The sequence below is a fragment of the Massilia pinisoli genome, assembly GCF_024753285.1.
In the GTDB taxonomy this organism is placed as follows: Bacteria; Pseudomonadota; Gammaproteobacteria; order Burkholderiales; family Burkholderiaceae_D; genus Telluria; species Telluria pinisoli.
The window spans coordinates 241,303-265,051 of the sequence record NZ_JANUGW010000002.1; the positions used below are offsets into that span (position 1 = coordinate 241,303).

23 protein-coding genes, 1 tRNA gene and 1 pseudogene are annotated in these 23,749 nt (G+C 65.3%); 15 read left to right on the forward strand and 10 right to left on the reverse strand.

The annotated features are described in order from the left end of the window. Positions 1-28 precede the first annotated feature (28 nt). The 4 genes and pseudogenes from NX784_RS28905 to NX784_RS03305 all read right to left on the reverse strand — a co-directional run. A pseudogene (locus NX784_RS28905) lies at positions 29-220 on the reverse strand (energy transducer TonB); the annotation flags it as partial. An 18-nt stretch (positions 221-238) separates the two neighbouring features. Further along, the gene (locus tag NX784_RS03295; protein ID WP_258815272.1) at positions 239-388 is read right to left on the reverse strand and encodes a hypothetical protein; all 150 of its coding nucleotides are present in this window, start codon (positions 386-388) and stop codon (positions 239-241) included. Between the two features lie 134 nt (positions 389-522). Next, positions 523-1,932 (reverse strand): M56 family metallopeptidase, encoded by a 1,410-nt coding sequence (locus NX784_RS03300; RefSeq protein WP_258815273.1) that lies wholly within the window; start codon positions 1,930-1,932, stop codon positions 523-525. Further along, positions 1,929-2,315: a BlaI/MecI/CopY family transcriptional regulator gene (locus NX784_RS03305; protein WP_258815274.1), complete on the reverse strand. Its 387-nt coding sequence runs from the start codon at positions 2,313-2,315 to the stop codon at positions 1,929-1,931. Before NX784_RS03305 ends, NX784_RS03300 begins: the two co-directional genes overlap by 4 nt. Before the next feature lie 143 nt (positions 2,316-2,458). Here NX784_RS03305 and NX784_RS03310 point away from each other — a divergent pair, with 143 nt between their 5' ends. Further along, positions 2,459-3,211, forward strand: coding sequence for an SIMPL domain-containing protein (locus NX784_RS03310; RefSeq protein WP_258815275.1), 753 nt, complete (start codon positions 2,459-2,461; stop codon positions 3,209-3,211). 114 nt (positions 3,212-3,325) lie between these two features. Here NX784_RS03310 and NX784_RS03315 read toward each other — a convergent pair whose 3' ends face one another. Beyond that, a complete protein-coding gene (locus NX784_RS03315; RefSeq protein WP_258815276.1) occupies positions 3,326-4,627 on the reverse strand; it encodes a dicarboxylate/amino acid:cation symporter in 1,302 nt (433 codons plus the stop codon). A 134-nt stretch (positions 4,628-4,761) separates the two neighbouring features. Continuing rightward, on the reverse strand, positions 4,762-6,051 hold the full coding sequence (locus tag NX784_RS03320) for a metal-dependent hydrolase family protein (RefSeq protein WP_258815277.1): 1,290 nt from the start codon (positions 6,049-6,051) through the stop codon (positions 4,762-4,764). Between the two features lie 113 nt (positions 6,052-6,164). Here NX784_RS03320 and NX784_RS03325 point away from each other — a divergent pair, with 113 nt between their 5' ends. Then, complete coding sequence (locus tag NX784_RS03325; protein ID WP_258815278.1) at positions 6,165-6,737, forward strand: hypothetical protein; 573 nt, start codon at positions 6,165-6,167, stop codon at positions 6,735-6,737. Positions 6,738-6,747: 10 nt separating this feature from the next. Here NX784_RS03325 and NX784_RS03330 read toward each other — a convergent pair whose 3' ends face one another. Next, the gene (locus NX784_RS03330) at positions 6,748-7,125 is read right to left on the reverse strand and encodes a hypothetical protein (protein ID WP_258815279.1); all 378 of its coding nucleotides are present in this window, start codon (positions 7,123-7,125) and stop codon (positions 6,748-6,750) included. Next, entirely contained in the window at positions 7,126-7,920 is a 795-nt protein-coding gene (locus tag NX784_RS03335; protein WP_258815280.1) for a 3-hydroxybutyrate dehydrogenase, read from the reverse strand. Positions 7,921-8,074: 154 nt separating this feature from the next. Between NX784_RS03335 and NX784_RS03340 the strand changes: the two genes are divergently transcribed. The 6 genes from NX784_RS03340 (at position 8,075) to NX784_RS03365 (ending at position 14,128) form a co-directional block, all read left to right on the forward strand. Then, positions 8,075-8,953, forward strand: a complete 879-nt coding sequence (locus NX784_RS03340) for an alpha/beta fold hydrolase (RefSeq protein ID WP_258815281.1) — start codon at positions 8,075-8,077, stop codon at positions 8,951-8,953. 83 nt (positions 8,954-9,036) lie between these two features. Next, on the forward strand, positions 9,037-9,387 hold the full coding sequence (locus NX784_RS03345; protein WP_166860414.1) for a RidA family protein: 351 nt from the start codon (positions 9,037-9,039) through the stop codon (positions 9,385-9,387). 9 nt (positions 9,388-9,396) lie between these two features. Then, positions 9,397-11,637, forward strand: a complete 2,241-nt coding sequence (locus tag NX784_RS03350) for a RelA/SpoT family protein (protein WP_258815282.1) — start codon at positions 9,397-9,399, stop codon at positions 11,635-11,637. Positions 11,638-11,750: 113 nt separating this feature from the next. Next, entirely contained in the window at positions 11,751-12,557 is an 807-nt protein-coding gene (locus NX784_RS03355) for an ABC transporter permease (RefSeq protein ID WP_370662902.1), read from the forward strand. Between the two features lie 3 nt (positions 12,558-12,560). After that, a complete protein-coding gene (locus tag NX784_RS03360; RefSeq protein WP_258815284.1) occupies positions 12,561-13,496 on the forward strand; it encodes an MlaD family protein in 936 nt (311 codons plus the stop codon). Continuing rightward, positions 13,493-14,128 (forward strand): hypothetical protein, encoded by a 636-nt coding sequence (locus tag NX784_RS03365; RefSeq protein WP_307735767.1) that lies wholly within the window; start codon positions 13,493-13,495, stop codon positions 14,126-14,128. Before NX784_RS03360 ends, NX784_RS03365 begins: the two co-directional genes overlap by 4 nt. A gap of 1 nt (position 14,129) precedes the next feature. Here the strand turns inward: NX784_RS03365 and NX784_RS03370 are convergent, their stop codons facing one another. Both NX784_RS03370 and NX784_RS03375 read right to left on the reverse strand, forming a co-directional pair. Continuing rightward, positions 14,130-15,119, reverse strand: a complete 990-nt coding sequence (locus tag NX784_RS03370) for an NAD(P)/FAD-dependent oxidoreductase (RefSeq protein ID WP_258815285.1) — start codon at positions 15,117-15,119, stop codon at positions 14,130-14,132. An 86-nt stretch (positions 15,120-15,205) separates the two neighbouring features. After that, positions 15,206-16,117, reverse strand: a complete 912-nt coding sequence (locus NX784_RS03375; protein WP_258815286.1) for a cation diffusion facilitator family transporter — start codon at positions 16,115-16,117, stop codon at positions 15,206-15,208. Positions 16,118-16,198: 81 nt separating this feature from the next. Here NX784_RS03375 and NX784_RS03380 point away from each other — a divergent pair. The 7 genes from NX784_RS03380 (at position 16,199) to pheT (ending at position 23,675) form a co-directional block, all read left to right on the forward strand. Next, positions 16,199-16,275 (forward strand) — tRNA-Val (locus NX784_RS03380). Positions 16,276-16,539: 264 nt separating this feature from the next. Continuing rightward, positions 16,540-18,450 carry a threonine--tRNA ligase gene (thrS, locus tag NX784_RS03385; protein WP_258815287.1) on the forward strand — a complete coding sequence of 637 codons (1,911 nt, stop codon included), beginning with the start codon at positions 16,540-16,542 and terminating at the stop codon, positions 18,448-18,450. A 53-nt stretch (positions 18,451-18,503) separates the two neighbouring features. After that, positions 18,504-19,028: a translation initiation factor IF-3 gene (infC, locus tag NX784_RS03390; RefSeq protein ID WP_082577393.1), complete on the forward strand. Its 525-nt coding sequence runs from the start codon at positions 18,504-18,506 to the stop codon at positions 19,026-19,028. A gap of 324 nt (positions 19,029-19,352) precedes the next feature. Continuing rightward, positions 19,353-19,550, forward strand: coding sequence for a 50S ribosomal protein L35 (gene rpmI / locus NX784_RS03395; RefSeq protein ID WP_056135342.1), 198 nt, complete (start codon positions 19,353-19,355; stop codon positions 19,548-19,550). Between the two features lie 20 nt (positions 19,551-19,570). Next, the gene (rplT, locus tag NX784_RS03400; protein WP_056135339.1) at positions 19,571-19,930 is read left to right on the forward strand and encodes a 50S ribosomal protein L20; all 360 of its coding nucleotides are present in this window, start codon (positions 19,571-19,573) and stop codon (positions 19,928-19,930) included. A 132-nt stretch (positions 19,931-20,062) separates the two neighbouring features. Next, on the forward strand, positions 20,063-21,091 hold the full coding sequence (gene pheS, locus NX784_RS03405) for a phenylalanine--tRNA ligase subunit alpha (RefSeq protein ID WP_258815288.1): 1,029 nt from the start codon (positions 20,063-20,065) through the stop codon (positions 21,089-21,091). 157 nt (positions 21,092-21,248) lie between these two features. Further along, on the forward strand, positions 21,249-23,675 hold the full coding sequence (gene pheT / locus NX784_RS03410) for a phenylalanine--tRNA ligase subunit beta (RefSeq protein WP_258815289.1): 2,427 nt from the start codon (positions 21,249-21,251) through the stop codon (positions 23,673-23,675). Positions 23,676-23,749: the final 74 nt, after the last annotated feature.

Below are 23,749 nucleotides of genomic sequence, written 5' to 3' on the forward strand. Positions count from 1 at the left end.
GCCGCGGCGCCGTCCGGTCGTTCCTTCGCTAGCGGAGCGTCCACACGTACTTGACCGCGGCCCATTGCCGAACGGCCTTGCCGTGTTTGAGTGCGGGCTGGAAACTGCACTGCGCCAGCGCCGAGCGCGCGGCCTCATCCAGCGTGGGGAACCCGCTCGACGCCTTCACCTTCGAATCCTTGACCTTGCCGTTCTCGTCGACGAGAAAGCCGAGCGTGACCGTGCCTTCATGAACGGCCTACACGTCGGCGTGCGGGTACTGCGGCTTTGCACAGCTCTTGAAGTCGACCTCGGCCCTGCTGTCGCCTTGCGGTGCCGCGTGGGCGGACGCGGCGCAGGCGAGGGCGATGGACAGACATTGCAGCGTGGTGCGGATGATGCGGGACATGGTGCTCTCCTTGTGGTGGGAACTGATGACCTTCAGTTCATGAGGGCGTAAGGGCGCCGCGCGCCGTCTTGCGCGAATGCTTCGTCGATGAATGAGGGCGTGACCGCCCGGCCGCTCAACGCGGCGACGTCAGGTCACGCGAGCGTCCAGACATACTGGACCGGCTGCCACGCCGGGACGGGCTGTCCGTCGCGCAGTGCCGGCACGAACCGGCACCGGTACAGGGCGGCCCGCGCCGCCTCGTCCATGCTGGCGTAGCCGCTGGACTGCAGGATGGTCGAGGCCGTGACGAAGCCCGTGGCGTCCACACGGAAGTTCAACGTGACGGTGCCCTCGTGGTAGGCCGCGATGTCGGCCTGCGGGTAGTGCGGTTTGCTGCACGTCGAGAAGTCCGCGACGGCGGGCCGCGTGAGGCCGGCCGTCCGGACGACCGGGGCGTCGCGCGTCGCCAGCGCGTGGGCGCTCGCCGCGCACGCGAGGACGAGGCCGAGCACCGGAATCGCGGCGCGCCAGTCCAGCGCCTGAGGATCCGGACGGACGAGGCGGCGGATGCGCGCCATCAGGTCGCCGCCCGCCGCGGCTTGGGCCAGGTGGTGGCTGGAAAACTGCAGGCGTTCCAGTTCCGACAGGGCCCGTGCCAGGCGGCGCGGTTCGCCCAGCCGGCGGGCGGCGAAATCGTCGGCGATCTGCTCGCGTTCGTGGCGGATGCGGCGCGAGAGCCACCACACGGCCGGGTGATAGAACAGCAGGGCCTCGATCACGGTCTGCATGAGGTTGACGAGATAGTCGTGGCGCCGGACGTGGCCAAGTTCGTGCGCCAGCAGCGCTTCCAGCAGTTGCGGCGGCATGCCCGTCACGAGGGCGGCGGGCACGAGCACGATCGGGCGCCAGCAGCCGGCCGTGACGGGGCTGGCCAGGCTGTCGACGATGCGCAGGCGCACGGTGCGATCGATGCCGTAGCGGGTGGCCAGCTGGGCCAGCTTGGTTTGCCAGACGCGTTCCTCATTGCTCTGCGCCACGGCAGCCCGTCCGTGCGATGCGCGCCCGACCCACACGAGTCCGAGCGCCATGCGCAGCCCGAACGCGGCGGCGCAGGCTGCCCACGCGCCGACGATCCCGTCGAGATGCCGCTGTAGCCAGGCGAGCAGGCCAACGGCGTCGCTCGACGCGGCCGCGGGTGCCGACGCCAGCGGCAACATGCGCGCAGCTGCCACGTCGCGGCCGTCCAGCAGCATCGTCACGAAATCGACGGCGGGCCAGGCGACGCACAGCAGCAGGGCCAGGCACGCCACGGCATAGCGGCGTTCGGGACGCGCATTGCGCAGCGCCACGAGCAGCACGGCCGTCGCGCACCCGATGAGCGCGCCCTGCCACACGAAGTGCAGCAGCGTCCATCCGAGGCTGGGCACGAACCCGCTCGACAGCGCCGACAGCAATCTGGTCAGCGCATCAGTCCACGCATCGGGCAAGGGCGAGGGCAGCGGCGCGAGCAAGCTGGTCGGCAGCAAGCCCGACAACAGTCCGTTGACGAGCCCGGCGCTCATTGGTCGTCTCCATCTTTCAGCAGTTGTTCGATCTCCTCGCGTTCCTTTTTCGAGATGCCGCTCTTGAGCGCGGCCAGCACGAGCGCCTTGGCCGACCCTGCGAAGGCGCGCTGCATCAGGTCTTTCAACAGATTCGACTGCAGCGATTCCTGCGGGTGCGCGGGCGCGTACACGTGTGACCGTTCGCTCTCGTCCCGGATCAGCAAACCTTTGCCGTGCATGATCTGCATCAGGCGCAGCACGGTCGCATACGTCACGTCCGGGCGCTCCTTGACGATTTCCTCGTGGACCCGGCGCGCAGTGGCCGAGCCGAGCGGCCACAGTGCCTGCAACAGGTCGAGTTCGGCGGGCGTGGGCTTGGGGAGAGCGGGCGATTTGGCCATGGCGGTCTTCGGAACGTGGTCGATAAATCTAGACTAGCTCGTCTAGATCAAGTTGTCTACAAGATTATTTCAAGCGTCGCCGCTTGCGCCGATAAGCCATCCGCTTCTAACATAGACATCATTGTCTAAAAAAGGGAGTGTCCATGCTGAAAACCCGCCTGCGGTCCGCCGCCCTCGTCCTCTTGCTCGTGTCAAACGGCGCCGGCGCGGCGTCCGTCCCCGACTACCCGTTCGTGCACGTCACGGGGAGTTCGTTCCAGGCCGTCGTGCCCGACATTGCCAGTCTCGACTTCGAGATCGTCGTGCCCGACGCCGACCCGGCCGCGGCCCGCGCCGTCCTCGAGGCGCGGGTGGGCGAGGTGCGCGACCTGGCCCGGCAGCTCGGCATCGAGGCGGGCGACGTTGTCGTGCGCGAGGTGCGCCAGGGTATCCGCAAGGATGAGCGCGCGGCGAACGGCGCGCCGGTGTACGAGCTCCGCTGCGACGTCCATATCAACGTGCGCAACGTCGCCAACTGGGCCGCGCTGGCCGGCGGCCTGCTCGGCAAGGCCAACCTCGACGGCTTCGCGTCCGCCTTCGATCGCAGCGACATGGACACGATCCACGACGAACTCGTGACCCAGGCCATCCAGGATGCACGCCGCCAGGCCGACGTGATGGCGGCGGCGGGAGGACGGCGCGTCGGCGGGCTGATGGGCGCGACGCCGGAAACGCTGAAGAACCTCAGCACGGCGATGGGCCTGGAACGCGCCGAGTTCCTGCGCGGCGGCGGCGCGGACCGGGCGCGCGCGCAGGACGTCGATCGCGAGCAATTGCTGGCGGTGCCCGCGTTGAAGCTGCGCCAACCTGTCGACGTGATCTTCCGCCTGGAAAACTTGCCGCGGCGCACCCGCTGACACGCACGAGGAACCGCTGCGGAGACAGGCGGGCAGGCGCGGCTGTGGCTGCTGCACACAAAAAACGCCGGGCGAACCCGGCGTCTGAACGAGGAATCGTTCCGGTCGTGTGGCTTACGCGGCTTCGCGGACCGGATGCAGGTCGGACGTCATGTCGTCCGGGCTCGGATTCTTCAGTTCGGCGGTCAGGCGTGCCTGGTCCAGTTCGCCTTCCCATTTCGACACGACGATCGAGGCGACGCCGTTGCCGATGATGTTGGTGAGGGCGCGGCATTCGCTCATGAACTTGTCGATGCCGAGGATCAGCGTCATGCCCGCAACCGGGATCGTCGGCACGACGGCCAAGGTGGCGGCCAGGGTGATGAAGCCGGCGCCGGTGATGCCCGAAGCGCCTTTCGACGTCAGCATCGCGACGAACAGGATCGTGAGTTCCTGGGTCAGCGTGAGGTCCGTGTTCGTGGCCTGGGCGACGAACAGGGCGGCCATCGTCATGTAGATGTTGGTGCCGTCCAGGTTGAACGAGTAGCCGGTCGGCACGACGAGGCCCACGACGGATTTCGGGCAACCCATCTTTTCCAGCTTGCGCATCAGGGCCGGCAGGGCGCTTTCCGACGAGCTCGTGCCCAGGACGATCAGCAGCTCTTCCTTGATGTAGGCGAGGTAGCGGAAGATCGAGAAGCCGGTCATGCGGGCGATCAGGCCCAGCACGATGACGACGAACAGCGCGCAGGTGAGGTAGAACGAGCCGACGAGCGAGGCCAGCGGGATCAACGCCTTGACGCCGTATTTGCCGATGGTGAAGGCCATGGCGCCGAAGGCACCGATCGGGGCGGCCTTCATGATGATGTTCACGACGCCGAAGATGGCGTGCGACATGTCGTCGATGAAGCGGGTCAGCGGACGGCCGCGTTCACCCATCATCGACAGCGCGAAGCCGAACAGGATCGCGATGAACAGCACCTGCAGGATTTCGCCCTTGGCGAACGCATCCACGAACGTGTTCGGGATGATGTTCATGAGGAAGTCGACCGTGGACAGCGACTTGGTCTTGTCCGTGTACTGGGCGATCGCGTGCGTGTCCAGCGTGGCGGCGTTGACGTTGAAGCCGGCGCCCGGCTTGATGACGTTGGCGACGATCAGGCCGATGGCCAGTGCGAACGTCGAGACGATCTCGAAGTAGATCAGGGCCTTGCCGCCCACGCGGCCGACCTTCTTCATGTCCTGCATGCCGGCGATACCGGCGACGACGGTACAGAAAATCACCGGGGCGATGATCATCTTGATCAGTTTGACGAAGCCGTCTCCCAAAGGCTTCATCGCCGTTGCGATGCCCGGATCGTAGATGCCCAGCAGGACCCCCACGATAATCGCAAACAATACCTGGACATAAAGGACTTTATAGAATGGTTTTTTCATGGCTAGGCTTCATGCGCTATTAGTAACACGGTCATCATCACGCAAAATATCTGCACGGGCTATTGTGGAAAACCGCAACGCCGTGCCTGATACCAACACCTGGGTTTGCTGAATAACCTGGGCCGCCAATCAACCTATGGCCGGCGGTAGACGGTGCCGCCCTTCATGACGAACACGACCTTGCGCAGCGCGGCGATGTCGGACGTCGGGTCGCCGTCGACGGCCACCGCGTCCGCCAGCATGCCGCCGCGGATCGCCCCGAGATCGTTGCGGTCGAGGATGCCCGCCGCGACGACGGTGGCCGCGCGCAATGCCTCCGTCGGGGTCATGCCCAGGTGGACCATCCACTCCAGCTCGCGTTCGTTCGTGCCGTGCGCGAACACGCCGACGTCGCTGCCGTTGCCGATCGTTACGCCGAGCCGGCGCGCGATGCGGAATGCGCGCTCGGCCTGCTGCATCGCGGGCGTGGGCGTGCCGCCGCGCACGTAGTGCTGGAAGTATTCGCCGATGGCTTCCGGCGCCGTCAACGTGGGGACGTACGCCGTCTTGTGTTCCAGCATCAGGCGGAACGTCGCTTCGCTGGCGCCATAGCCGTGCTCGACGGTATCGACGCCGGCCAGGACCGCCAGCCGGATCGCGTCGTCGCTGCTGGCGTGCGCGGCCACCTTGCGTCCGCTCGTGTGGGCGGCCGTGACGATCGCCTTCATCTCGTCGAGCGTGAACGTGGGCCGCGTGCTGCCATCAGGACCCGTGCGGTAGTCGGCATAGAACTTGATCCAGTCGGCGCCGTGCGACGCTTGTTCGCGCACGGCCTTCGTCGCTTCGTCGACACCCGTCGCCTGCTGGGCGCCGTATGGGATGTCCATGTCCGGCCGGTACGAGCGCTCGGCCGGACCGTAGCTCGCGGTCGCGACGATGGCGCGCGTGGCCACGAACAGGCGCGGGCCCGGCACCTGTCCCTCGTCGATGGCGCGCTTGATGCCGACGTCGGCATACCCGGCGCCTTCCGTGCCGAGGTCGCGCAACGTGGTGAAACCGGCCTGCAGCGTGTCGGCCGCGTGGCGCACGGCGAGCGCGATGCGGTACGCGGGCGCTTCCTTCAGCACCTGGTCGTCCCACGTCGTTTCGTTATAGGGGTGCAGCAGCACGTGCGAGTGCAGGTCGATCAGGCCCGGGATCAAGGTCTTGCCGGGCAGGTCGATGCGGTCGACGTCGGCGGGGATGGCCAGGGTGCCGGTCGGCCCCGCCGCCTGGATGCGGCCTTGTGACACGAGCACGCTCCAGCCGCCGTGCGGCACGCCGTCGCCCGTCCAGACGCGGTCGGGTGTCAGCAGGACGGGGCGCTGGTCGGCGGCGTATGCGCCGGGCAGCATGCCGGCCAGCAGCGACAGCGCGGCGATGAAGGTCTTCGTGCGGTTGCGCATCGTTCGTCCTTTCGTGGCGTGATGATCGAAAGGCGATCATAGCCGAGCAGGCGAGCCGCGCGGCGGCCGGATGATCTATCATTGCCTGTCATTCCGAATATAGGGGCCGACCGATGACTCTGCGATTCCTTGTCCTGCTGGTGGCGGTGTCGTGCGCGTGCGCCGCGTCCGCGCAGGAACCTGCCCGGCTGATGGCAAAGATGGCGGGCGTGTACAAGCACCGCTTCATGAGCGCGACGATCACACCCGGCAAGGCACCGGGCGAGGCCGACGTGCCGTACCAGGCCGAAGACGTGATCGAGATCGTGCCTTACGATGCCGACCATGTGTACGTGCGTGCGCACCTCGATTTCTACAACGGGCACATGTGCGACATCGCCGGAATGGGCCGCTATGAACACGGCGCTTTCGTGTACCACGATCCCGCGCCGTCGTTCGTGCCCGACGCGCCGCCATGTGCATTGAAAGTGAGCGTGGAGCATGGCGAGCTGACACTCACGGACCGCGCCACGCCCGATGCGCCGGCAAGCTGCCGGGCGTATTGCGGCGTGCGCGGTGCTCTCGAGTACGCCATCGGCATGGACAGGCGCCGCACGATCCGCTACCTGGACCGCATCAAGGCATCGCGGGAGTACAACAAGGCGATCGACGACCTCCATGCGACCGAACCGCAGTCGGCGCCGTGACCGCCCGCGCTCAGTTGAGATCCTGCAGCGCCTGCGCGATGCCCGTCTCCACGTCGTGCAGGAACGCGGCGCCCTTGGACGACAGCGCGATACCGGGCACGGCCAGCTCGACCAGGCAGGCGAGGGCCTGGCGGAACCATTCCATGTCGGTGCCCATCAGCGGCAGCGCGTGGGCATCGACGAGGTAGTGCACAGCGCGCGCGAGCAGTGCCGTGTCGCGACCGGCGTTCCCCACCAGCAGCGCGAAGTCGGCCGCCTCGCGCTCGAAGCGCGCGGCCAGCGTTTCCAGGATGTCGCGCGACACCTCCGGCTGCCCGGCCGCGAGCACGACGTGGGCGAGCTCCAGGCAAGCGTCGTGCAGGCCCGGGATCTCGATGTCGTCATCCATTTACTGTGCGACCCAGCCGCCGTCCATGTTCCACGCGACGCCGCGCACCTGGTTCGCGGCGGGGCTGCAGAAGAACACGGCGAGCGCGCCCAGCTCCTCCGGCGTGACGAATTCGCCGGACGGCTGTTTTTCCAGCAGCAGGTTTTTCTTCGCCTGCTCGTTGCTGATGCCGTCGCGCGCGGCGCGGTCGTCGACCTGCTTCTGCACCAGGGGCGTCAGCACCCAGCCCGGACAGATCGCGTTGCACGTGATACCCGTCTGCGCCGTTTCCAGCGCCGTCGACTTGGTGAACCCGACGAGGCCGTGCTTCGCCGCCACGTACGCGGACTTCTGCGCCGATGCGACGAGGCCGTGGGCCGATGCGAGATTGATGATGCGGCCCCAGTTCTTCTGCTTCATCGAGGGTAGGACGAGGCGGGTCGTGTGGAACGCGGAGCTGAGGTTGATGGCGATGATCGCATCCCATTTCTCGACGGGGAAATCCTCGACGTTCGCGACGTGCTGGATGCCCGCGTTGTTGACGAGGATGTCGACGCCGCCGAATTTCTCGCCCGCGAACGCCATCATCGCGGCGATCTGCTCCGGCTTCGACATGTCGGCATTGTGGTAAGCGGTCTGCACGCCGAATTCCTGGCCGACGTCCGTGTACAGCTTCTCGATCTGCTGGGCGTCGCCGAAGCCGTTGAACACGATGTTGGCGCCTTGCTCGGCCAGCGCGCGCGCGATGCCGAGGCCGATGCCCGACGTCGAGCCCGTGACGGTTGCAGTCTTGCCGCTTAACATGGTGGATTTCATGCGTTCCTCTTTCTCGTGGTCAGTTTTCTATGAGCCCGGGTGATCCGGGGCGAGACTTGGTAGAATTGTAATCGCACCAACGGGTAAAATGTTGGCGCCCGCCCGGACCCTTGATGTTTGCGGTGGTTGCATGGTGATCGTCGGAACTTTGAAAATGAGCGAACCGAAGCTGAAATCCGTGCTGTGCAGTTCGCCCGCCGGCCTGCACCGCATGGCGTACAAGGAATGGGGTGATCCCGCCAACACGCGCGTGCTCGTGTGCGTGCACGGCGTGACGCGCGTGTCCGGCGACTTCGACGCGCTGGCGCGCGCGCTGTCCGACCGCTACCGCGTCGTCTGCCCGGACGTCGTGGGCCGCGGCCGCTCCGACAAGCTGCGCGATCCGAAGCTCTACGTCATCCCGCAATACGTGGCCGACATGGTGACGCTCATTGCACGCGTCACGGCGCACGGCGACGACGAGGGCGTCCACTGGTTCGGCACGTCGATGGGCGGCCTGATCGGGATCGGGCTCGCGTCGCTCGAGGGCAGCCCCATCCGCCGCATGGTCATCAACGATATTGGGCCCGTGCTGGACCCGGCCGCGATGGCGCGCATCGGCGACTACATCGGCCAGGACATCCGTTTCAAGACGTTCGACGAGGGCGTCATGTACGTGCGCATGGTCTCCACGCCGTTCGGGCCGCACAGCGACGCGGAGTGGGACAAGCTCGCGCGCGACGTGCTCGTGCAGCGGTCCGACGGCCACTGGGCGCTCCATTACGACCTCAACCTGGCGGCCCCGTTCAAGGCGCTGACGCCGGAACAGGTGGCGCGCGACCAGGCGCAGTTGTGGGCCGCCTACGATGCGATCCGCTGCCCGACCCTGCTCGTGCGCGGCGAACAGTCCGACCTGCTGTCGCGCGCGACGGCGGAAGAGATGACGCGGCGCGGACCGCGGCCGGAGATCAAGGAGATCGCGGGTGTGGGCCATGCGCCCACGTTCGTGCAGCCTGCCCAGATCGCGATCGCGCGGGAATTTTTGACCGGCTGAAGCAAGCCGGAGGTGTTCGGCCACGGCCGGGCGAAGCGGCCGCAAGGCCTGGTTTTACGACTTATCAAGCGATAGAGAAAAGCATGGAAATCAAACGACTGCACGTAGGCAAACGACTGTCCGAAGTCACCATTCACAACGGTACCGTGTACCTCGCCGGCCAGATCGCCAGCGACAACAAGGCGGACATCGTCGGCCAGACGCGCGAAGTGCTGGGCCATATCGACCGCCTGCTGGCGGAAGCGGGCAGCGACAAGACCCGCATCCTGTCGACGCAGATCTTCATCACCGACATGGCCAATTTCCCGGCGATGAACACGGTGTGGGATACGTGGGTCGTGCCGGGCGCGACGCCGCCGCGCGCCACGGTCGAAGCCAAGCTGGCCGATCCGGCCTGCCTCGTCGAAATCGTCGTCGTGGCCGCCCAGGCGTAACGCAGCGCGATGGTATCGATTGTCGCGCTCGGCGACGCCACCACCCAGCTGGTCCACGGACTCGGCCCTGACGACTGCGCGCGCGTAAGAGGCGCGCTCGACTTCGCGGTCGCGTCGTATGGCGAACGCACGGCCAGCACCGGCCAGAGCGCGTTCGAGTTCTCGCTGGGTGTGGCCGGCACGCTCGCGCTGCTGCGCAGCGATGCCGAGACCCGCATCGCCGGCTTGCTGTTCGAGCTGGCCATCGCGGAGCCGGGCGTGACCGAGGCGCTCGAGGAGCGCTTCGGCAAGGAAGTGGCGGACATGGTGCGCGGCGTGCACCAGCTGATCCGCCTGCGCGACCTGACGGCGGCCCAGGCCCCCGTCGGGCGCGGCAAGAATGCGGCCCAGGAGGCCATGGCGCAGGTCGAAACCCTGCGCAAGATGCTGCTGGCGATGGCCAGCGACATGCGCGTCGTGCTGATCCGCCTCGCGTCGTGCGTGGCGAGCCTGCGTTTCTTCGCGGAGCACAAGCGCTTCGATGACGTGACGCGCAACTACGGCCGCGAAGTGCTGGACCTGTACGCGCCGCTCGCCAACCGCCTCGGCATCTTCCAGCTGAAGTGGGAACTGGAAGACCTGTCGTTCCGGATGATGGAGCCGGACACGTATAAACGCATCGCCAAGATGCTCGAAGAGAAGCGCATGCTGCGCGAGAGCTTCGTGCAATCGTCGATCACGCGCCTGCAGAAGGAATTGTCGACCGCAGGCATCAAGGCCGAGGTCTTCGGCCGGCCGAAGCACATCTACAGCATCTGGAAGAAGATGCGCGGCAAGGAGCTCGACTTCTCCGAGCTGTACGACGTGCGCGCGTTCCGCGTGATCGTCGACGATATCAAGACGTGCTACACGGTGCTGGGCGTCGTCCACAACATCTGGACGCCGATCCCGAAGGAATTCGACGACTACATCTCGCGCCCGAAGGCGAACGGCTACCAGTCGCTGCACACGGTCGTCACGGCCGAGGACGGGCGGCCGCTGGAAGTGCAGATCCGCACGCAGGAGATGCACAATTTCGCTGAGTACGGCGTCGCGGCGCACTGGCGCTACAAGGAAGAAGGCGGCTCGAATTTCAAGAGCCAGGAATACGACGAGAAGATCGCGTGGCTGCGCCAGCTGCTGGCGTGGAAGACGGAGGTCGCGAGCGCCGTCACGGGCCAGGAAGAGCTGCAGCGCGAATGGGTCGAGAAACTCAAGTCGACGACGCTGGACGACCGCATCTTCGTGCTGACGCCGCAGGCGCGCGTGCTCGAACTCCCCGTCGGTGCCACGCCGATCGACTTCGCGTACCACCTGCACAGCGAGGTCGGAAACCGCTGCCGCGGCGCGAAGGTCGACGGCGTGATGGTGCCGCTGAACACGCCGCTGAAGAACGGCCAGACGTGCGAAGTCATCACGGCGAAAGGCCCGGCCGGCAGCCAGGGACCGTCGCGCGACTGGCTCAGTCCCGGCTACGCGGTGTCGAGCCGCACGCGCTCGAAGATCCGCGCCTGGTTCCACGCGCTGGAACTGGCCGAGACCCTGGCCCACGGCCGCGCCCTCGTCGAGAAATCGCTGCAGCGCGAAGGCAAGACGGCCGTGAATCTCGACGCGCTCGCGCACAAGCTGGGGTTCACGAAGGTCGACGATCTGTTCATCGCCGTCGGCAAGGAAAAATTCAGCCTGCGTCACGTGGAAGCGGCGCTGCACGATGCGGCGCCGGCCGCGCCGGTGCCGGACGAAGCCGTCGTGAACAAGAGCCGCGCATCGAGCGTGGAGCAGGGCGCCAAGTCCGGCGTGCTCGTCGTCGGCACGGAAGGCCTCATGACGCAGCTGGCGCGCTGCTGCAAGCCGGCGCCGCCGGACCCGATCGTGGGCTTCGTCACGCGCGGCAAGGGCGTGTCGATCCACCGCGCGAGCTGCAAGAATTTCGCCGAGATGGCGGCCAAGAGCCCGGAACGCGTGCTCGAGACGGAGTGGGGCGCGACGGGGCAGGAAACCGTGTTCCCCGTCGATATCTTCATCCTCGCGACGGATCGGCAAGGCCTGCTGCGCGACATCTCGGAAGTGCTCGCGATCGCCAAGATCAACGTGATCGGCGTGAATACGCAGAGCAGCAAGGGGTTCGCGAAGATGGTGTTCACGGCGGAGATCGGCTCCACCGGCCAGTTGCAGAAGGCGCTCGCGGCGATCGCCGAAGTCAAGGGTGTGCAAGAGGCCAGGAGGACGTAGGGTGGACGGGTTCCCCGTCCACGCGGTGATTGTTACCGGCCCCGGATTCGCGCACGACATCGTAGCCGTTGCGTATCACCGCGTGGACGGCAGAGCCGTCCACCCTACATAATATGTCGATGACTTCACTTCTGTACGTCAAACCGCGCCTGTGGGGCGTCCTGGCCGCGCGCTACGCCGCCAGCTGGTGGGCCATGCTGCACCTGGGCGCCGTCGCGCTCGTGATGGCGCTGTCGCCGTCGACGTACCACCGCGCCAACCGCCTCGCCACGTCGCGCTACATCTATGCGAGCACGTGGCAGGTGCTGCCCTGGTTCACGACGTTGACCGCGCTGCTGAGCCTCGTCATCATCCGCATCGTCCTGGTGACGGCGCAGAGCTACGGCCTGTCGCGCTACGCGCTCGAGATGGTCGTGCGGGTGCTCGTGCTGGAGCTGCTGCCGCTGTCGGCTGCGATGTTCGCCGCGCTGCGGGCCAGCATGGCGTTCGACGCGAGCGCCATGGGCCTGGCGCGCGTCGGCGTCCCGGCCGGGGAGGCGACGGCCGAGACCCTGCGCCGCCTGCGCCGCGACCTCGTCCCGCAGGTGATCGCCAACGCATTTTCCGTGCTGAGCCTCGCCATGGTGTCGAGCACCATCGTCCTCGTGCTCGCGTACCTGAACGTGTACGGCCTGTCGCCGTGGGGCCTGCCCGACTACACGCGCACCGTGGGCCGCGTGTTCGATCCGGCGGTGACCCTGGGCTTCGTGTTCAAGACGGTGCTGTTCGGGCTCGCCGTGGCCGTGATCCCCAGCGCCGCCATCCTGGAACTGCTGCGCCGGCCGCGTCTCCTGCGCACGAACGTGCAGCCCGGCGCGCTGCGGCTGTTGTTCGTGCTGCTGCTGATCGAGGCCAGTTCGCTGGCCGTCAAATACATTTAAACGATGAACGACAAAGACATTCCTCCCGACGAACCGAAACACGTGGAAGCGAAGGCGCTGTTCCTGCTCGTGCTGATCGGCGCGCTGATCGTCGCCTTCTTCCTGTACGTGATGTACGCCCGCGGCGTGTTCGAAAAGAAGCAGGAACTCGTGCTCGTGGCCGACGATTCCTCGGGCGTGATCCCCGGCATGGACATGAGCTTTGCCGGCTTTCCCATTGGCCGCGTGCGCCAGGTGGAACTGGGCAAGGACGGCAAGGTGAACATCATCGTCGACATCGCGCAGAACGATGCGAAATGGCTGCGCACGACGAGCGTCTTCACGCTCGAGAGCAGCGTCGTCGGCGAGACCCGGCTGCGCGCCTACAGCGGCGTGCTGACCGATCCGCCGCTGCCCGACCATGCCCAGCGCCCCGTGCTGCGGGGCGATGCGGCGGCCGAGATCCCGCGCCTGCTGGCGACCGCGCGCACCCTGCTGGAAAACCTGGAGACGATGACCCGCCCCGACTCCCACATCGGCAACACGCTGGCCAACGTGGACGCGCTGTCCGGTCGCCTGTCGGGCCGCTACGGCGCCCTCGGCACGGCGTTGGGTAGCGACGCCGAGGCGGAAAAGCTGCTGCAGACCCTGCACCGCGTGGACGTCTTGCTCGCGAAGGCGGACCAGCGCGTGTTCGGCAAGAACGGCGTGATGGACGATACGCAGGGTGCGATCCGCGAACTGAACCACCTGCTGGCGGACGCGCGCGGCACCCTGCAGAAGGCCGACGGCGTGCTGGCCGAGGCGCAGGCCGTCGCCAAGAACGCGCACGCCGCCACGGACGACCTGGGTCGGCTGCGCGGCGAGGTCGATGCGAGCCTGCGCAAGGTGAACCGCCTCGTCGACGAGATCAACCGCAAATGGCCGTTCAAGCGCGACACGGAGATCAAGCTGCCATGATGACGAAACCACTCCTCGCCGCAGTCGTCGTCGCCGCGCTGTGCGGCTGCGCCAGCAAACTCCAGCCGCCCGCCTGGGAAGGCGATGCGAAGAGCGCGCTGGACGGGTTCACGGACGACTTCCTGCGCGGCGACTCGGCCGCCGCCGACGCGGAGTTCGCGCGCGCCCGCCGCGCGAGCGCGAGCACGGGACGGTTCGACATCGTCGCCCAGGCGGAACTCATGCGCTGCGGCGTGCACGCGGCGGCGCTCGACTACGACTGCGCGGGCTTCGCGGCGCTGGCGGGCGACGCCACGCCGGCGCAGCGCGCCTACGCCGCCTACCTGGACGGCCGCTGGCAGGGGCTGGACGCGGCGTTGCTGCCGGAACAGCACCGGGCCGTCGTCGCGAGCGGCGCGCTGGCCGGCGTCGCCGATCCACTGTCGCGCCTCGTGGCGGCGGGGGCACTGATGAAGGCCGGCCGCATCACGCCCGCGGACATCGCGGCGGCCGTCGAGACGGCGTCGACCCAGGGCTGGCGCCGCCCGCTGCTCGCGTGGCTCGGTGTGCAGGAACAGCGCGCACGTGCCGCAGGCGATGCCGCTGCCGTGGAACGCATCCGGCGCCGCATCGCGCTGGCGGAGCAGGGCTGAACTAGCCGCTCGTGCCGGGTGCCGCTTCCAGGTGCTGTCGCGGCGGACGCAGCGCGGGCGGCAACTGGTTGTGGATGCGCACGGCGGCACGCGCCGCCTGGCCCGTGGCGACGGCGATCTGGTTCAGACCCACGACGACGTCGCCGATCGCGTACAGCCCGGGCACCGTCGTCTCCTGGTGCTCGCCCACCACGATCTCGTCGCACTGCGCCGTGCGCGCGCCCAGCTTGGCGGCAAGCCCTGAACGCGCCGTCTCGCCCAGCATTGGATAGAACACGTCGGCCTCGTGGTCCTGCCCATCTTCCGTGTGCAGCACGGGTTTCATCGACGCGTCCAAGGTGACGGACAGCAGCGGCGAATCGACGACGCGCACGCCGGCCGCATCCAGGCGGCGGCGGTCGTCGTCGGTCAGCATCGACGGCGAACCCCGCTCGAACAGCGTGACGTCCGCGCTGAACGTGCGCATGAACAGCGCATGGCCGACGGGATTGACTTCGGCCGTGGCGACCGCGATGCGCTTGTCGATCACGTCGAAGCCATCGCACACAGGGCACAGGCGCACGGACCCGAAGGCCACGGCTTCGCGCCAGTTCTCGATCGGCAGGCCGCAATCGGCGACGCCCGTCGCCAGCAGCACCGTGTGGGCGCGGATCTGCACGATGCCGTCCTCGCCGTCCGGCGTGTAGTCGCCGACGAACAGGCCATCCTCGATGCGCACGTCATTGACTTCGCCCGGCATCACGCTGCCGCCGTAGCGCTGCAACTGCGTCGCGAGGTTGCCCAGCAGGATATGGCCCGGCACGCCCTCGGGAAAGCCGGGATAGTTGTGCGAGACGGGAATGAGGCGCAGGCGGCTGTTGCCCTTGTCGACGACGGCGACGTTGCGCGTGAAGCGGCGCAGGTAGATGGCGGCGGTGAGGCCGCCCGGTCCGCCGCCGACGATCAAGGTGTCGTAGACCTGGGCGGTGGCGAGGTCGGATGGGGTAGGCATGACCCGATTATCCGCAGGGTGGCCGCGGCTGGGCTATCGGCGCGTGTCCCGAGGCCGGGTCGGACCCGGCTTACAGCGCGGCCGGATCAGTGGTGAGGCTCTGGCTGCAGCGTGACGTGGTCGATGCCGTGCTTGTCGAGCAGCATCGCCTTCACGGCGCGCAGCACGTCGGGCCAGGTGTTCAAGTCGTCGATTTCCAGGTGGCCGATCAGCGCGGGCTCGCCGGGCGACATGTCCCACACGTGCAGGTCGTGCACGGAGCGCACGCCGGCGATGGCCGCGAGGTCGGCGCCGATCTGCAGGTAATCGATATGGTGCGGCACGCCTTCCATCAGGAAATGATAAGACTCGCGCAGCACGCTCACCGTCGACTTCAGGATCAGCGCCGAGACGAACAGCGACAGGATCGGGTCGATGCGCACCCATCCGGTGAAGTGGATGATGGCGCCCGCGGCGATGGCGGCGATGGAGCCCAGTAAATCGCCCAGCACGTTGACGAGCGCGGCGCGGGTGTTGATGCTCTGCTCGTCGCGCGACAGCACCCACGCGACGGTGATGTTGATGCACGCACCGATCGCGGCGACGATCAGCACCGTCTTGCCGCCCACGTGTTCCGGGTGCGCGAGGCGCTGGGCGGCCTCGAACACGATCCAGCCGACGAGCACGACCATGGCCAGGCTGTTGACGAACGCGGCGAGCGCCTCCGCGCGCACGAAGCCGAACGAGTGGCGCGCGGACGGCGGACGGCGCGCGATCAACTGCGCCATCAGCGCGAGGCCGAGGGCGGCGGCGTCCGTCACCATATGACCCGCATCGGAGATCAGCGCGAGCGAATTCGACATGAATCCGCTGACGGCCTCGACGACGGCGTACAGCAAGGTGAGGCCGAGGGCGATCGCGAGCGCTTTCTGGCTGCGGCCTTCGATCGTGTGGGCGTGGCGGGCGTCGCCGTCGAGGTGGGCGTGCAGGTGGGCGGAGGAGCCGGCTTGGTCGGACATGAAAGATTGGGAAGAGAGAAACGAGCGAGAGTATACCCGTCCTTGCGTAACACTAGCCATCCCCTTATAATGGCGGCATACGGGCGGTTAGTTCAGCTGGTTAGAATACTTGGTCGACATCCAAGGGGTCGCAGATTCGAATTCTGCACCGCCCACCAGAACACCAAAGACAAGTGCGGGGAACTTCGGTTTTCCGCTCTTGTCGTCAGTAAGAGCGAGAAAGGCATAAACGGTTATGACACCGCGAACTACAACGACGTTGTGGGGGAATCGCTAGACGCGGTAGGGTGTCATATTGTCTTTCGCAGCAACTCGACGACACTGAAGAAAACGCGCCTGGTGCGCGTTTTTTTTCGTCCAAAATTTTCTTGTTTCTCATTTCTAACCTCAACGGGCGCAACGGCGCCGAGATGGAGCTCACAATGTTGAATGTTCGCCTCCCGGACGGCTCGAGCCGTCAATTCGAAGGTCCGGTGACGGTCGCCCAGGTGGCGTCCAGCATCGCCCCGAGCCTCGCCAAGGCCGCGCTGGCCGGCAAGGTCGACGGCAAGGTCGTCGACACGTCGTTCCTGATCGAGAAGGACGCCGACCTGGCCATCGTGACGGACAAGGATCCGGAAGGCCTGGACGTCATCCGCCACTCGACCGCCCACCTGCTGGCGTATGCCGTCAAGGAATTGTTCCCGGAAGCGCAAGTGACGATCGGCCCCGTGATCGACAACGGTTTCTACTACGACTTCTCGTACAAGCGCCCGTTCACCCCGGACGACCTGCAAGCCATCGAGAAGAAGATGGCCGAGCTCGCCAAGAAGGACGAGCCGGTCACCCGCAAGGTGCTGCCGCGCGACGAGGCCGTCGCGTACTTCAAGTCGATCGGCGAAGACTACAAGGCCGAGATCATCGCGTCGATCCCGGCGAACGAGGACGTGTCGCTGTACACGGAAGGCAAGTTCACCGACCTGTGCCGCGGCCCGCACGTGCCGTCGACGGGCAAGCTGAAAGTCTTCAAGCTGATGAAGCTGGCGGGCGCATACTGGCGCGGCGACTCGAAGAACGAGATGCTGCAGCGCGTCTACGGCACCGCCTGGGCGAAGAAGGAAGACCAGGAGCAATACCTGCACATGCTGGAAGAGGCCGAGAAGCGCGATCACCGCAAGCTGGGCAAGCAACTGGACTTCTTCCATTTCCAGGACGAGGCGCCGGGCCTGATCTTCTGGCATCCGAAAGGCTGGACCATCTGGCAGCAGATCGAGCAATACATGCGCAAGACCTACCAGATCACCGGTTACAACGAGGTGAAGGCGCCGCAGATCATCGACGTCAGCCTGTGGCAAAAGACCGGCCACTGGGACAATTATCGTGAAAACATGTTCACGACCGAGTCGGAAAACCGCACCTATGCGCTGAAGCCGATGAATTGCCCGGGCCACGTGCAGATCTATAACGCGGGCCTGCGCTCGTACCGCGACCTGCCGCTGCGCTACGGCGAATTCGGCCAGTGCCACCGCAACGAATCGTCGGGCGCGCTGCACGGCCTGATGCGCGTGCGCGGCTTCACCCAGGACGACGGCCACGTCTTTTGTACTGAAGATCAAATTGCGCCGGAAGTCGTGGCCTTCCACGCCCAGGCGATGAAGGTGTACGAGGACTTCGGTTTCGAAAACATCGACGTCAAGATCGCGCTGCGTCCGGACAACCGCATCGGCTCCGACGAAGTGTGGGACCAGGCGGAAGAAGCGCTGCGTTCCGCGTTGCGCGGCTGCGGTGTGACCTGGACGGAGCTGCCGGGCGAGGGCGCGTTCTACGGTCCGAAGATCGAATACCACCTGAAGGACAGCCTCGGCCGTCCGTGGCAGGTCGGCACGATGCAGGTCGACTTCTCGATGCCGGGCCGCCTGGGCGCGGAATATGTCGCGGAAGACAACAGCCGCAAGGTGCCCGTGATGCTGCACCGCGCGATCGTGGGCTCGATGGAGCGCTTCATCGGCATCCTGATCGAGAACTATGCGGGCGCGCTGCCGCTGTGGCTGGCGCCGGTGCAGGTTGCCATCTTGAACATCTCGGAAGCGCAGGCCGACTACGTCAAACAAGTCGAAGCAAAGCTGAAGGCGGCCGGGCTCCGTGTACACGCTGATTTGCGGAACGAGAAGATTACCTATAAAATTCGGGAGCATTCCGTCCAAAAACTGCCGTACATCCTAGTTGTCGGCGATAAAGAGCGGGATGCCAACACTGTGGCCGTTCGCGCCCGTGGCAATGTCGACCTTGGTGTCATGTCGGTCGATGCGCTGCTGGAACGCCTCCAAGGCGAGGTAGCATCCAAGGCAAAGTAATCCGCACTCCGCCTTGAGACGGCCAAACCCATCTTACATTCAAAGGAAACAACATAGCTACTGACAAGTCGTCACATCGCATCAATGGCGAAATCAACTACCCCGAAATGCGTCTGAACGGGATAGACAACGAGCCGCTGGGCATTGTGAGCCTGGCCGAGGCGTTTCGTCTGGCCGAAGAAGCGAACGTGGATCTGGTGGAAATCGCGCCGAACGCGGTTCCCCCGGTCTGCCGCCTGATGGACTATGGCAAGTTCAAGTACTCGGAGCAGAAGAAGGCCCACGAAGCGAAGCTGAAGCAGAAAATCATCCAGGTCAAGGAAATCAAATTCCGTCCGGGTACGGACGAGGGTGACTACAGCATCAAGCTGCGTAACCTGATCAAGTTCCTGGAAGAAGGCGACAAGACCAAGATCACGCTGCGCTTCCGCGGTCGCGAGATGGCTCACCAGGATATCGGCCAGCGCATGCTGGAGCGCCTGCGCGGTGACCTCGAGCCGTATGGCCAGGTCGAGCAGTTCCCGAAACTGGAAGGCCGCCAGATGATCATGGTGGTCGCGCCGAAGAAGAAGAAATAATTCTTCGACAGCTTCATTGGCGGGTTCGTATCTCGCAGTGACAGTCAAGCCGGGCCAGGCCCGGGCCCCGGGTTCGTCCCGCGGCCCGGGCCTGGCCTATTCCGCTTCTATGTTATCTGTGATGCATGGTGGGCTCCCAGAGCCCACCAAACGGCCGAAACTGTGCTAGAATCTGCGGTTCCCATGTTCGCAAGAACGGGAATGCAACACTGTAGTGGACCCGCATCCGCTGCAGAGACAAGTGAAAGTAGGCATCCAAGAGCAGCGTTGCTGCCACCTGCAATCCTGTCACATATGAGGCTGCCTGTAAGAGGGCAGAAGACTATGCCGAAAATGAAAACCAAAAGCTCCGCGAAGAAGCGTTTTCGCGTGCGCCCGGGTGGTACCGTCAAATCGGGTATGGCGTTCAAGCGTCACATCCTGACCAAGAAGACCACCAAGAACAAGCGCCAGCTGCGTGGCACCCGTAACATCAATGCGTCGGACGTCCAAAGCGTCTACCGCATGATGCCGTCTGCTTAATCTCACACTAAGGAGCTAATATGCCTCGAGTAAAACGTGGGGTTACTGCACGTGCCCGTCACAAGAAGGTTCTTGCGCTTGCCAAAGGCTATCGTGGCCGCCGCAGCAAAGTATTCCGTATTGCCAAGCAAGCAGTCATGCGCGCTGGCCAGTACGCATACCGCGACCGCCGCAACAAGAAGCGCGTTTTCCGCGCACTGTGGATCACCCGTATCAACGCAGCTTCGCGTTCGCACGGCATGACCTACAGCGCATTCATGAACGGCCTGAAGAAAGCCGCGATTGAACTGGACCGTAAAGTCCTGGCCGACATGGCTGTCAACGACAAGCCGGCTTTTGCCGCTATCGTGAACACCGTCAAGGCAAAGCTGGCTGCTTAATCAGTCTGCGAAGAAGTACAGCGTCGCGCTCGCAAGACGCGCGGCGCGCAAAGGACGGGGCAAAGGTTTCACGACCGATGCCCTGTTTTTGTTTCTGGCCCCTCCCGCCGTCAAAACAGGAAAAGAACAAGCATGGATTCCGCAAACCTCGCGCTGGAACAACTCGTCGTCTCGGCCCAGTCTGACTTTGGCGCCGCACAAGACGCTGCCGCGCTGGAAAACGCAAAAGCGAAATACCTGGGCAAGACCGGCCAGGTGACCGAATTGATGAAGGGCCTCGGCAAGCTCGAGCCTGAACAGCGCAAGGCGCAGGGCGCCTTGATCAATGCCGCCAAAGAAAAAATCGAACAGGCGTTGACGGCCCGCCGCGAGGATCTCGCCAACGCGCAACTGACGGCGCGCCTGAATGCCGAATCGATCGACGTCACCCTGCCGGGCCGCGGCCGGTCGATGGGCGGCATCCACCCCGTCATGCGGACCTGGGAACGGGTCGAACAGATTTTCCGCTCGATCGGTTTCGACGTGGCCGACGGCCCCGAGATCGAAACGGACTGGACCAATTTCACCGCGCTGAACAGCCCGGAAAACCACCCGGCACGCTCGATGCAGGACACGTTCTACATCGAAGGCAACGACAGCACGGGCAAGCCGCTGCTGCTGCGCACCCACACGAGCCCGATGCAGGTGCGCTACGCGCGCACGCACACGCCGCCGATCAAGGTGATCGCGCCGGGCAGGACTTACCGCGTCGACAGCGACGCCACGCACTCGCCGATGTTCCACCAGGTCGAAGGCCTCTGGATCGGCGAGGACATCAGCTTTGCCGACCTGAAGGGCGTGTACCTGAATTTCGTGAAGGCGTTCTTCGAGACGGACGACCTGCAGGTCCGCTTCCGCCCGTCGTACTTCCCGTTCACGGAACCGTCGGCGGAGATCGACATCGCCTTCGGCTCCGGCCCGCTGAAGGGCCGCTGGCTGGAAGTGTCGGGCGCCGGCCAGGTGCACCCGACGGTCGTGCGCAATTTCGGACTCGATCCGGAAAAATTCATCGGCTTCGCGTTCGGTTCGGGCCTGGAGCGCCTGACCATGCTGCGTTACGGGATCAACGATCTGCGCCTGTTTTATGAGGGCGACCTGCGTTTCCTGAAGCAATTCAACTAAATGGCGTCATAAACCTACTGCGCGTTGCAGGTTCGATCTGCGATGCTCGCTGTACTCAAGTACAGCTGCGCTTCTCGATCAAACCTGCGGCCGCTCGCTACGGTTTCTGAAGCCATTTGAAAAGCCAATAACCCAAAAGCAGCAAGAGGCAAACGATATGCAATTCTCTGAAAACTGGCTCCGTTCCATGGTCGATCCGAAGATGAATTCGGACGAACTCGCGCACCTGCTCACGATGTCCGGCCTTGAAGTGGAAGAGGTCGAACCGGTCGCGCCGCCGTTCTCGAACGTCGTCGTGGCGGAAGTCAAGGAAGTGGCGAAGCACCCGAACGCGGACCGGCTGAACGTGTGCCAGGTCGACGTTGGCACCGGCACGTTGCTCAACATCGTCTGCGGTGCGCCGAACGTGCGCGCGGGCATGAAAGCGATCTGCGCGATGGCCGGCGCCGTGCTGCCGCCGGGACCGGACGGCAAGCCGTTCGAGATCAAGGTCGGCAAGCTGCGCGGCGTGGAATCGCAGGGCATGATGTGCTCGGCAAAAGAGCTGAAAATCTCGGAAGAAAGCAACGGCCTGATGGAGCTGCCGCAAGACGCGCCCGTCGGCCAGAATATCCGCGACTACCTCGGCCTCAACGACCTCAAATTCACGATCAAGCTGACGCCGAACAAGGCCGACTGCCTGTCCGTGCTGGGCGTCGCGCGCGAAGTGTCGGCGCTGACGGGCGTGCCGCTGGCGCTGCCGGCCTCCCGCCCGGTGCCCGTGAATACGGACGAAGTCCTGCCCGTGAAGATTTCCGCGCCGGACCTGTGCGGCCGTTTCGCCGGACGCGTCATCCGCGGCCTGAACGCGAAGGCGGCGACGCCGGAATGGATGAAGCGCCGCCTGGAGCGCAGTGGCCAGCGTTCCGTGTCGGCCCTCGTCGACATCTCGAACTACGTCATGCTGGAAGTCGGCCGTCCGTCGCACGTGTTTGACCTGGACAAGATCCACGGCGGCATGGACGTACGTTGGGGTCGCAAGGGCGAGTCGCTGAAGCTCCTCAACGGCAACACGGTCGAGGTGGACGAGTGGGTCGGCGTCATCGCCGACGACAAGGAACTCGAATCGCTGGCCGGCATCATGGGCGGCGACGCGACGGCCGTGTCGCTCGATACGACGAACATCTACCTGGAAGCCGCATTCTGGTGGCCGAACGCCATCCAGGGCCGCGCCCGCCGCTACAATTTCTCGACGGATGCTGCGCACCGCTTCGAGCGCGGCGTCGACTATGCGACGATCGCCGAGCACATCGAACGCCTGACGTCGCTGATCGTCGAGATCTGCGGCACGGCCGAGACGAAGGTCGGCCCCGTCGACGACCAGGCCCCGAACCTCCCGCAACGCAAGCCGGTGACCTTGCGCACCGCGCGCGCCGCCAAGGTGATCGGCGTGCCGGTCACGGACGACATGGTCGCGGACATCTTCACGCGCCTGCAACTGCCGTTCGAGCGCGAGGAGGGGCTGTTCCACGTGACGGCGCCGTCGTACCGCTTCGACATCGAGATCGAGGAAGACCTGATCGAGGAAGTGGCGCGCGTGTACGGCTTCGAGAACATCCCCGCGCTGCCGCCCGTGGCGCCGTCCGCGATGCTGATCGAGCCGGAGAACACGCGCTCGCTGTTCGCCATCCGCCACCAGTTGGCCGACCTGGGCTACCAGGAAGTGGTGAACATGAGTTTCGTGGAACAGCAGTGGGAAGCGGATTTCGCGAACAACACCGATCCGATCCGCCTGCAGAACCCGATCGCGAGCCAGCTGAGCGTGATGCGTTCCACATTGATCGGCAGCCTCGTCGGCAATGTGCGGTACAACCTGAACCGCAAGGCGGGCCGCGTGCGCGTGTTCGAAGTGGGCGGCGTGTTCTTGCGCAACCCGGATGCCCAGGACGGTCCGCTGGCCGTCGCCGGTTTCGACCAGCCCAAGCGCGTCGCCGCCATCGCCTACGGCCCGGCCGTCGATGAGCAGTGGGGTGTGCCGACCCGCGCTGTCGATTTCTTCGACGTCAAGGCCGACCTGGAAGCGCTGTTCGCATCCCGTGCGGTGCGTTTCAGCAAGCTCGAGCATCCGGCGCTGCATCCGGGGCGCGCGGCCTCGGTGGAGGTCGACGGCAAGATCGTCGGCGTCATCGGCGAGCTGCATCCGCGCTGGCTGCAGAAATATGACCTGCCGCAGGCCCCCGTGCTGTTCGAGGTCGATGCCGAGGCGCTGCGTGCGCGCGACGTGCCGCGCTATGCGGAAATTTCCAAGTTCCCAGGCGCCACGCGCGACCTGGCGCTGGTCGTCAAACAGGACGTTCCGGCCCAGGCATTGCTCGACGCTTTCCAGGCGGAACTAGCGTCGAACCCGTCGGGGAAACTCGTGCAAGCCGTTGTTTTGTTTGATGAATATCGCGGGAAAGGTTTGGAACAAGATGAAAAAAGTCTTGCTTTCCGCTTTGGCTTGCAAGATACTCAATCGACGCTGCAAGACGATGCGGTCGAGGCCATCATGGCCGCGCTGGCATCCGCGGCGCAACAAAAACACGGCGCAAAACTGCGTTCGTAATAAGAAAGGCTACGTGCCTGAAGGGGCATCGGGATACCGTTTCGGTTACTCGAGCCCCCACCAATCTAGATCTG

What these genes read in the sequence shown, in the direction of transcription:
- rpmI (WP_056135342.1), top strand. Translation starts at nt 19,353, where the DNA reads ATGCCGAAAATGAAAACCAAAAGCTCCGCGAAGAAGCGTTTTCGCGTG.
- NX784_RS03340 (WP_258815281.1), top strand. Translation starts at nt 8,075, where the DNA reads ATGAGCGAACCGAAGCTGAAATCCGTGCTGTGCAGTTCGCCCGCCGGC.
- thrS (WP_258815287.1), top strand. Translation starts at nt 16,540, where the DNA reads ATGTTGAATGTTCGCCTCCCGGACGGCTCGAGCCGTCAATTCGAAGGT.
- NX784_RS03335 (WP_258815280.1), bottom strand. Translation starts at nt 7,920, where the DNA reads ATGAAATCCACCATGTTAAGCGGCAAGACTGCAACCGTCACGGGCTCG.
- NX784_RS03325 (WP_258815278.1), top strand. Translation starts at nt 6,165, where the DNA reads ATGACTCTGCGATTCCTTGTCCTGCTGGTGGCGGTGTCGTGCGCGTGC.
- rplT (WP_056135339.1), top strand. Translation starts at nt 19,571, where the DNA reads ATGCCTCGAGTAAAACGTGGGGTTACTGCACGTGCCCGTCACAAGAAG.
- NX784_RS03370 (WP_258815285.1), bottom strand. Translation starts at nt 15,119, where the DNA reads ATGCCTACCCCATCCGACCTCGCCACCGCCCAGGTCTACGACACCTTG.
- pheT (WP_258815289.1), top strand. Translation starts at nt 21,249, where the DNA reads ATGCAATTCTCTGAAAACTGGCTCCGTTCCATGGTCGATCCGAAGATG.
- NX784_RS03355 (WP_370662902.1), top strand. Translation starts at nt 11,751, where the DNA reads ATGTCGATGACTTCACTTCTGTACGTCAAACCGCGCCTGTGGGGCGTC.
- NX784_RS03365 (WP_307735767.1), top strand. Translation starts at nt 13,493, where the DNA reads ATGATGACGAAACCACTCCTCGCCGCAGTCGTCGTCGCCGCGCTGTGC.
- pheS (WP_258815288.1), top strand. Translation starts at nt 20,063, where the DNA reads ATGGATTCCGCAAACCTCGCGCTGGAACAACTCGTCGTCTCGGCCCAG.
- NX784_RS03315 (WP_258815276.1), bottom strand. Translation starts at nt 4,627, where the DNA reads ATGAAAAAACCATTCTATAAAGTCCTTTATGTCCAGGTATTGTTTGCG.
- NX784_RS03300 (WP_258815273.1), bottom strand. Translation starts at nt 1,932, where the DNA reads ATGAGCGCCGGGCTCGTCAACGGACTGTTGTCGGGCTTGCTGCCGACC.
- NX784_RS03360 (WP_258815284.1), top strand. Translation starts at nt 12,561, where the DNA reads ATGAACGACAAAGACATTCCTCCCGACGAACCGAAACACGTGGAAGCG.
- NX784_RS03330 (WP_258815279.1), bottom strand. Translation starts at nt 7,125, where the DNA reads ATGGATGACGACATCGAGATCCCGGGCCTGCACGACGCTTGCCTGGAG.
- NX784_RS03345 (WP_166860414.1), top strand. Translation starts at nt 9,037, where the DNA reads ATGGAAATCAAACGACTGCACGTAGGCAAACGACTGTCCGAAGTCACC.
- NX784_RS03375 (WP_258815286.1), bottom strand. Translation starts at nt 16,117, where the DNA reads ATGTCCGACCAAGCCGGCTCCTCCGCCCACCTGCACGCCCACCTCGAC.
- NX784_RS03305 (WP_258815274.1), bottom strand. Translation starts at nt 2,315, where the DNA reads ATGGCCAAATCGCCCGCTCTCCCCAAGCCCACGCCCGCCGAACTCGAC.
- NX784_RS03350 (WP_258815282.1), top strand. Translation starts at nt 9,397, where the DNA reads ATGGTATCGATTGTCGCGCTCGGCGACGCCACCACCCAGCTGGTCCAC.
- NX784_RS03295 (WP_258815272.1), bottom strand. Translation starts at nt 388, where the DNA reads ATGTCCCGCATCATCCGCACCACGCTGCAATGTCTGTCCATCGCCCTC.
- NX784_RS03310 (WP_258815275.1), top strand. Translation starts at nt 2,459, where the DNA reads ATGCTGAAAACCCGCCTGCGGTCCGCCGCCCTCGTCCTCTTGCTCGTG.
- NX784_RS03320 (WP_258815277.1), bottom strand. Translation starts at nt 6,051, where the DNA reads ATGCGCAACCGCACGAAGACCTTCATCGCCGCGCTGTCGCTGCTGGCC.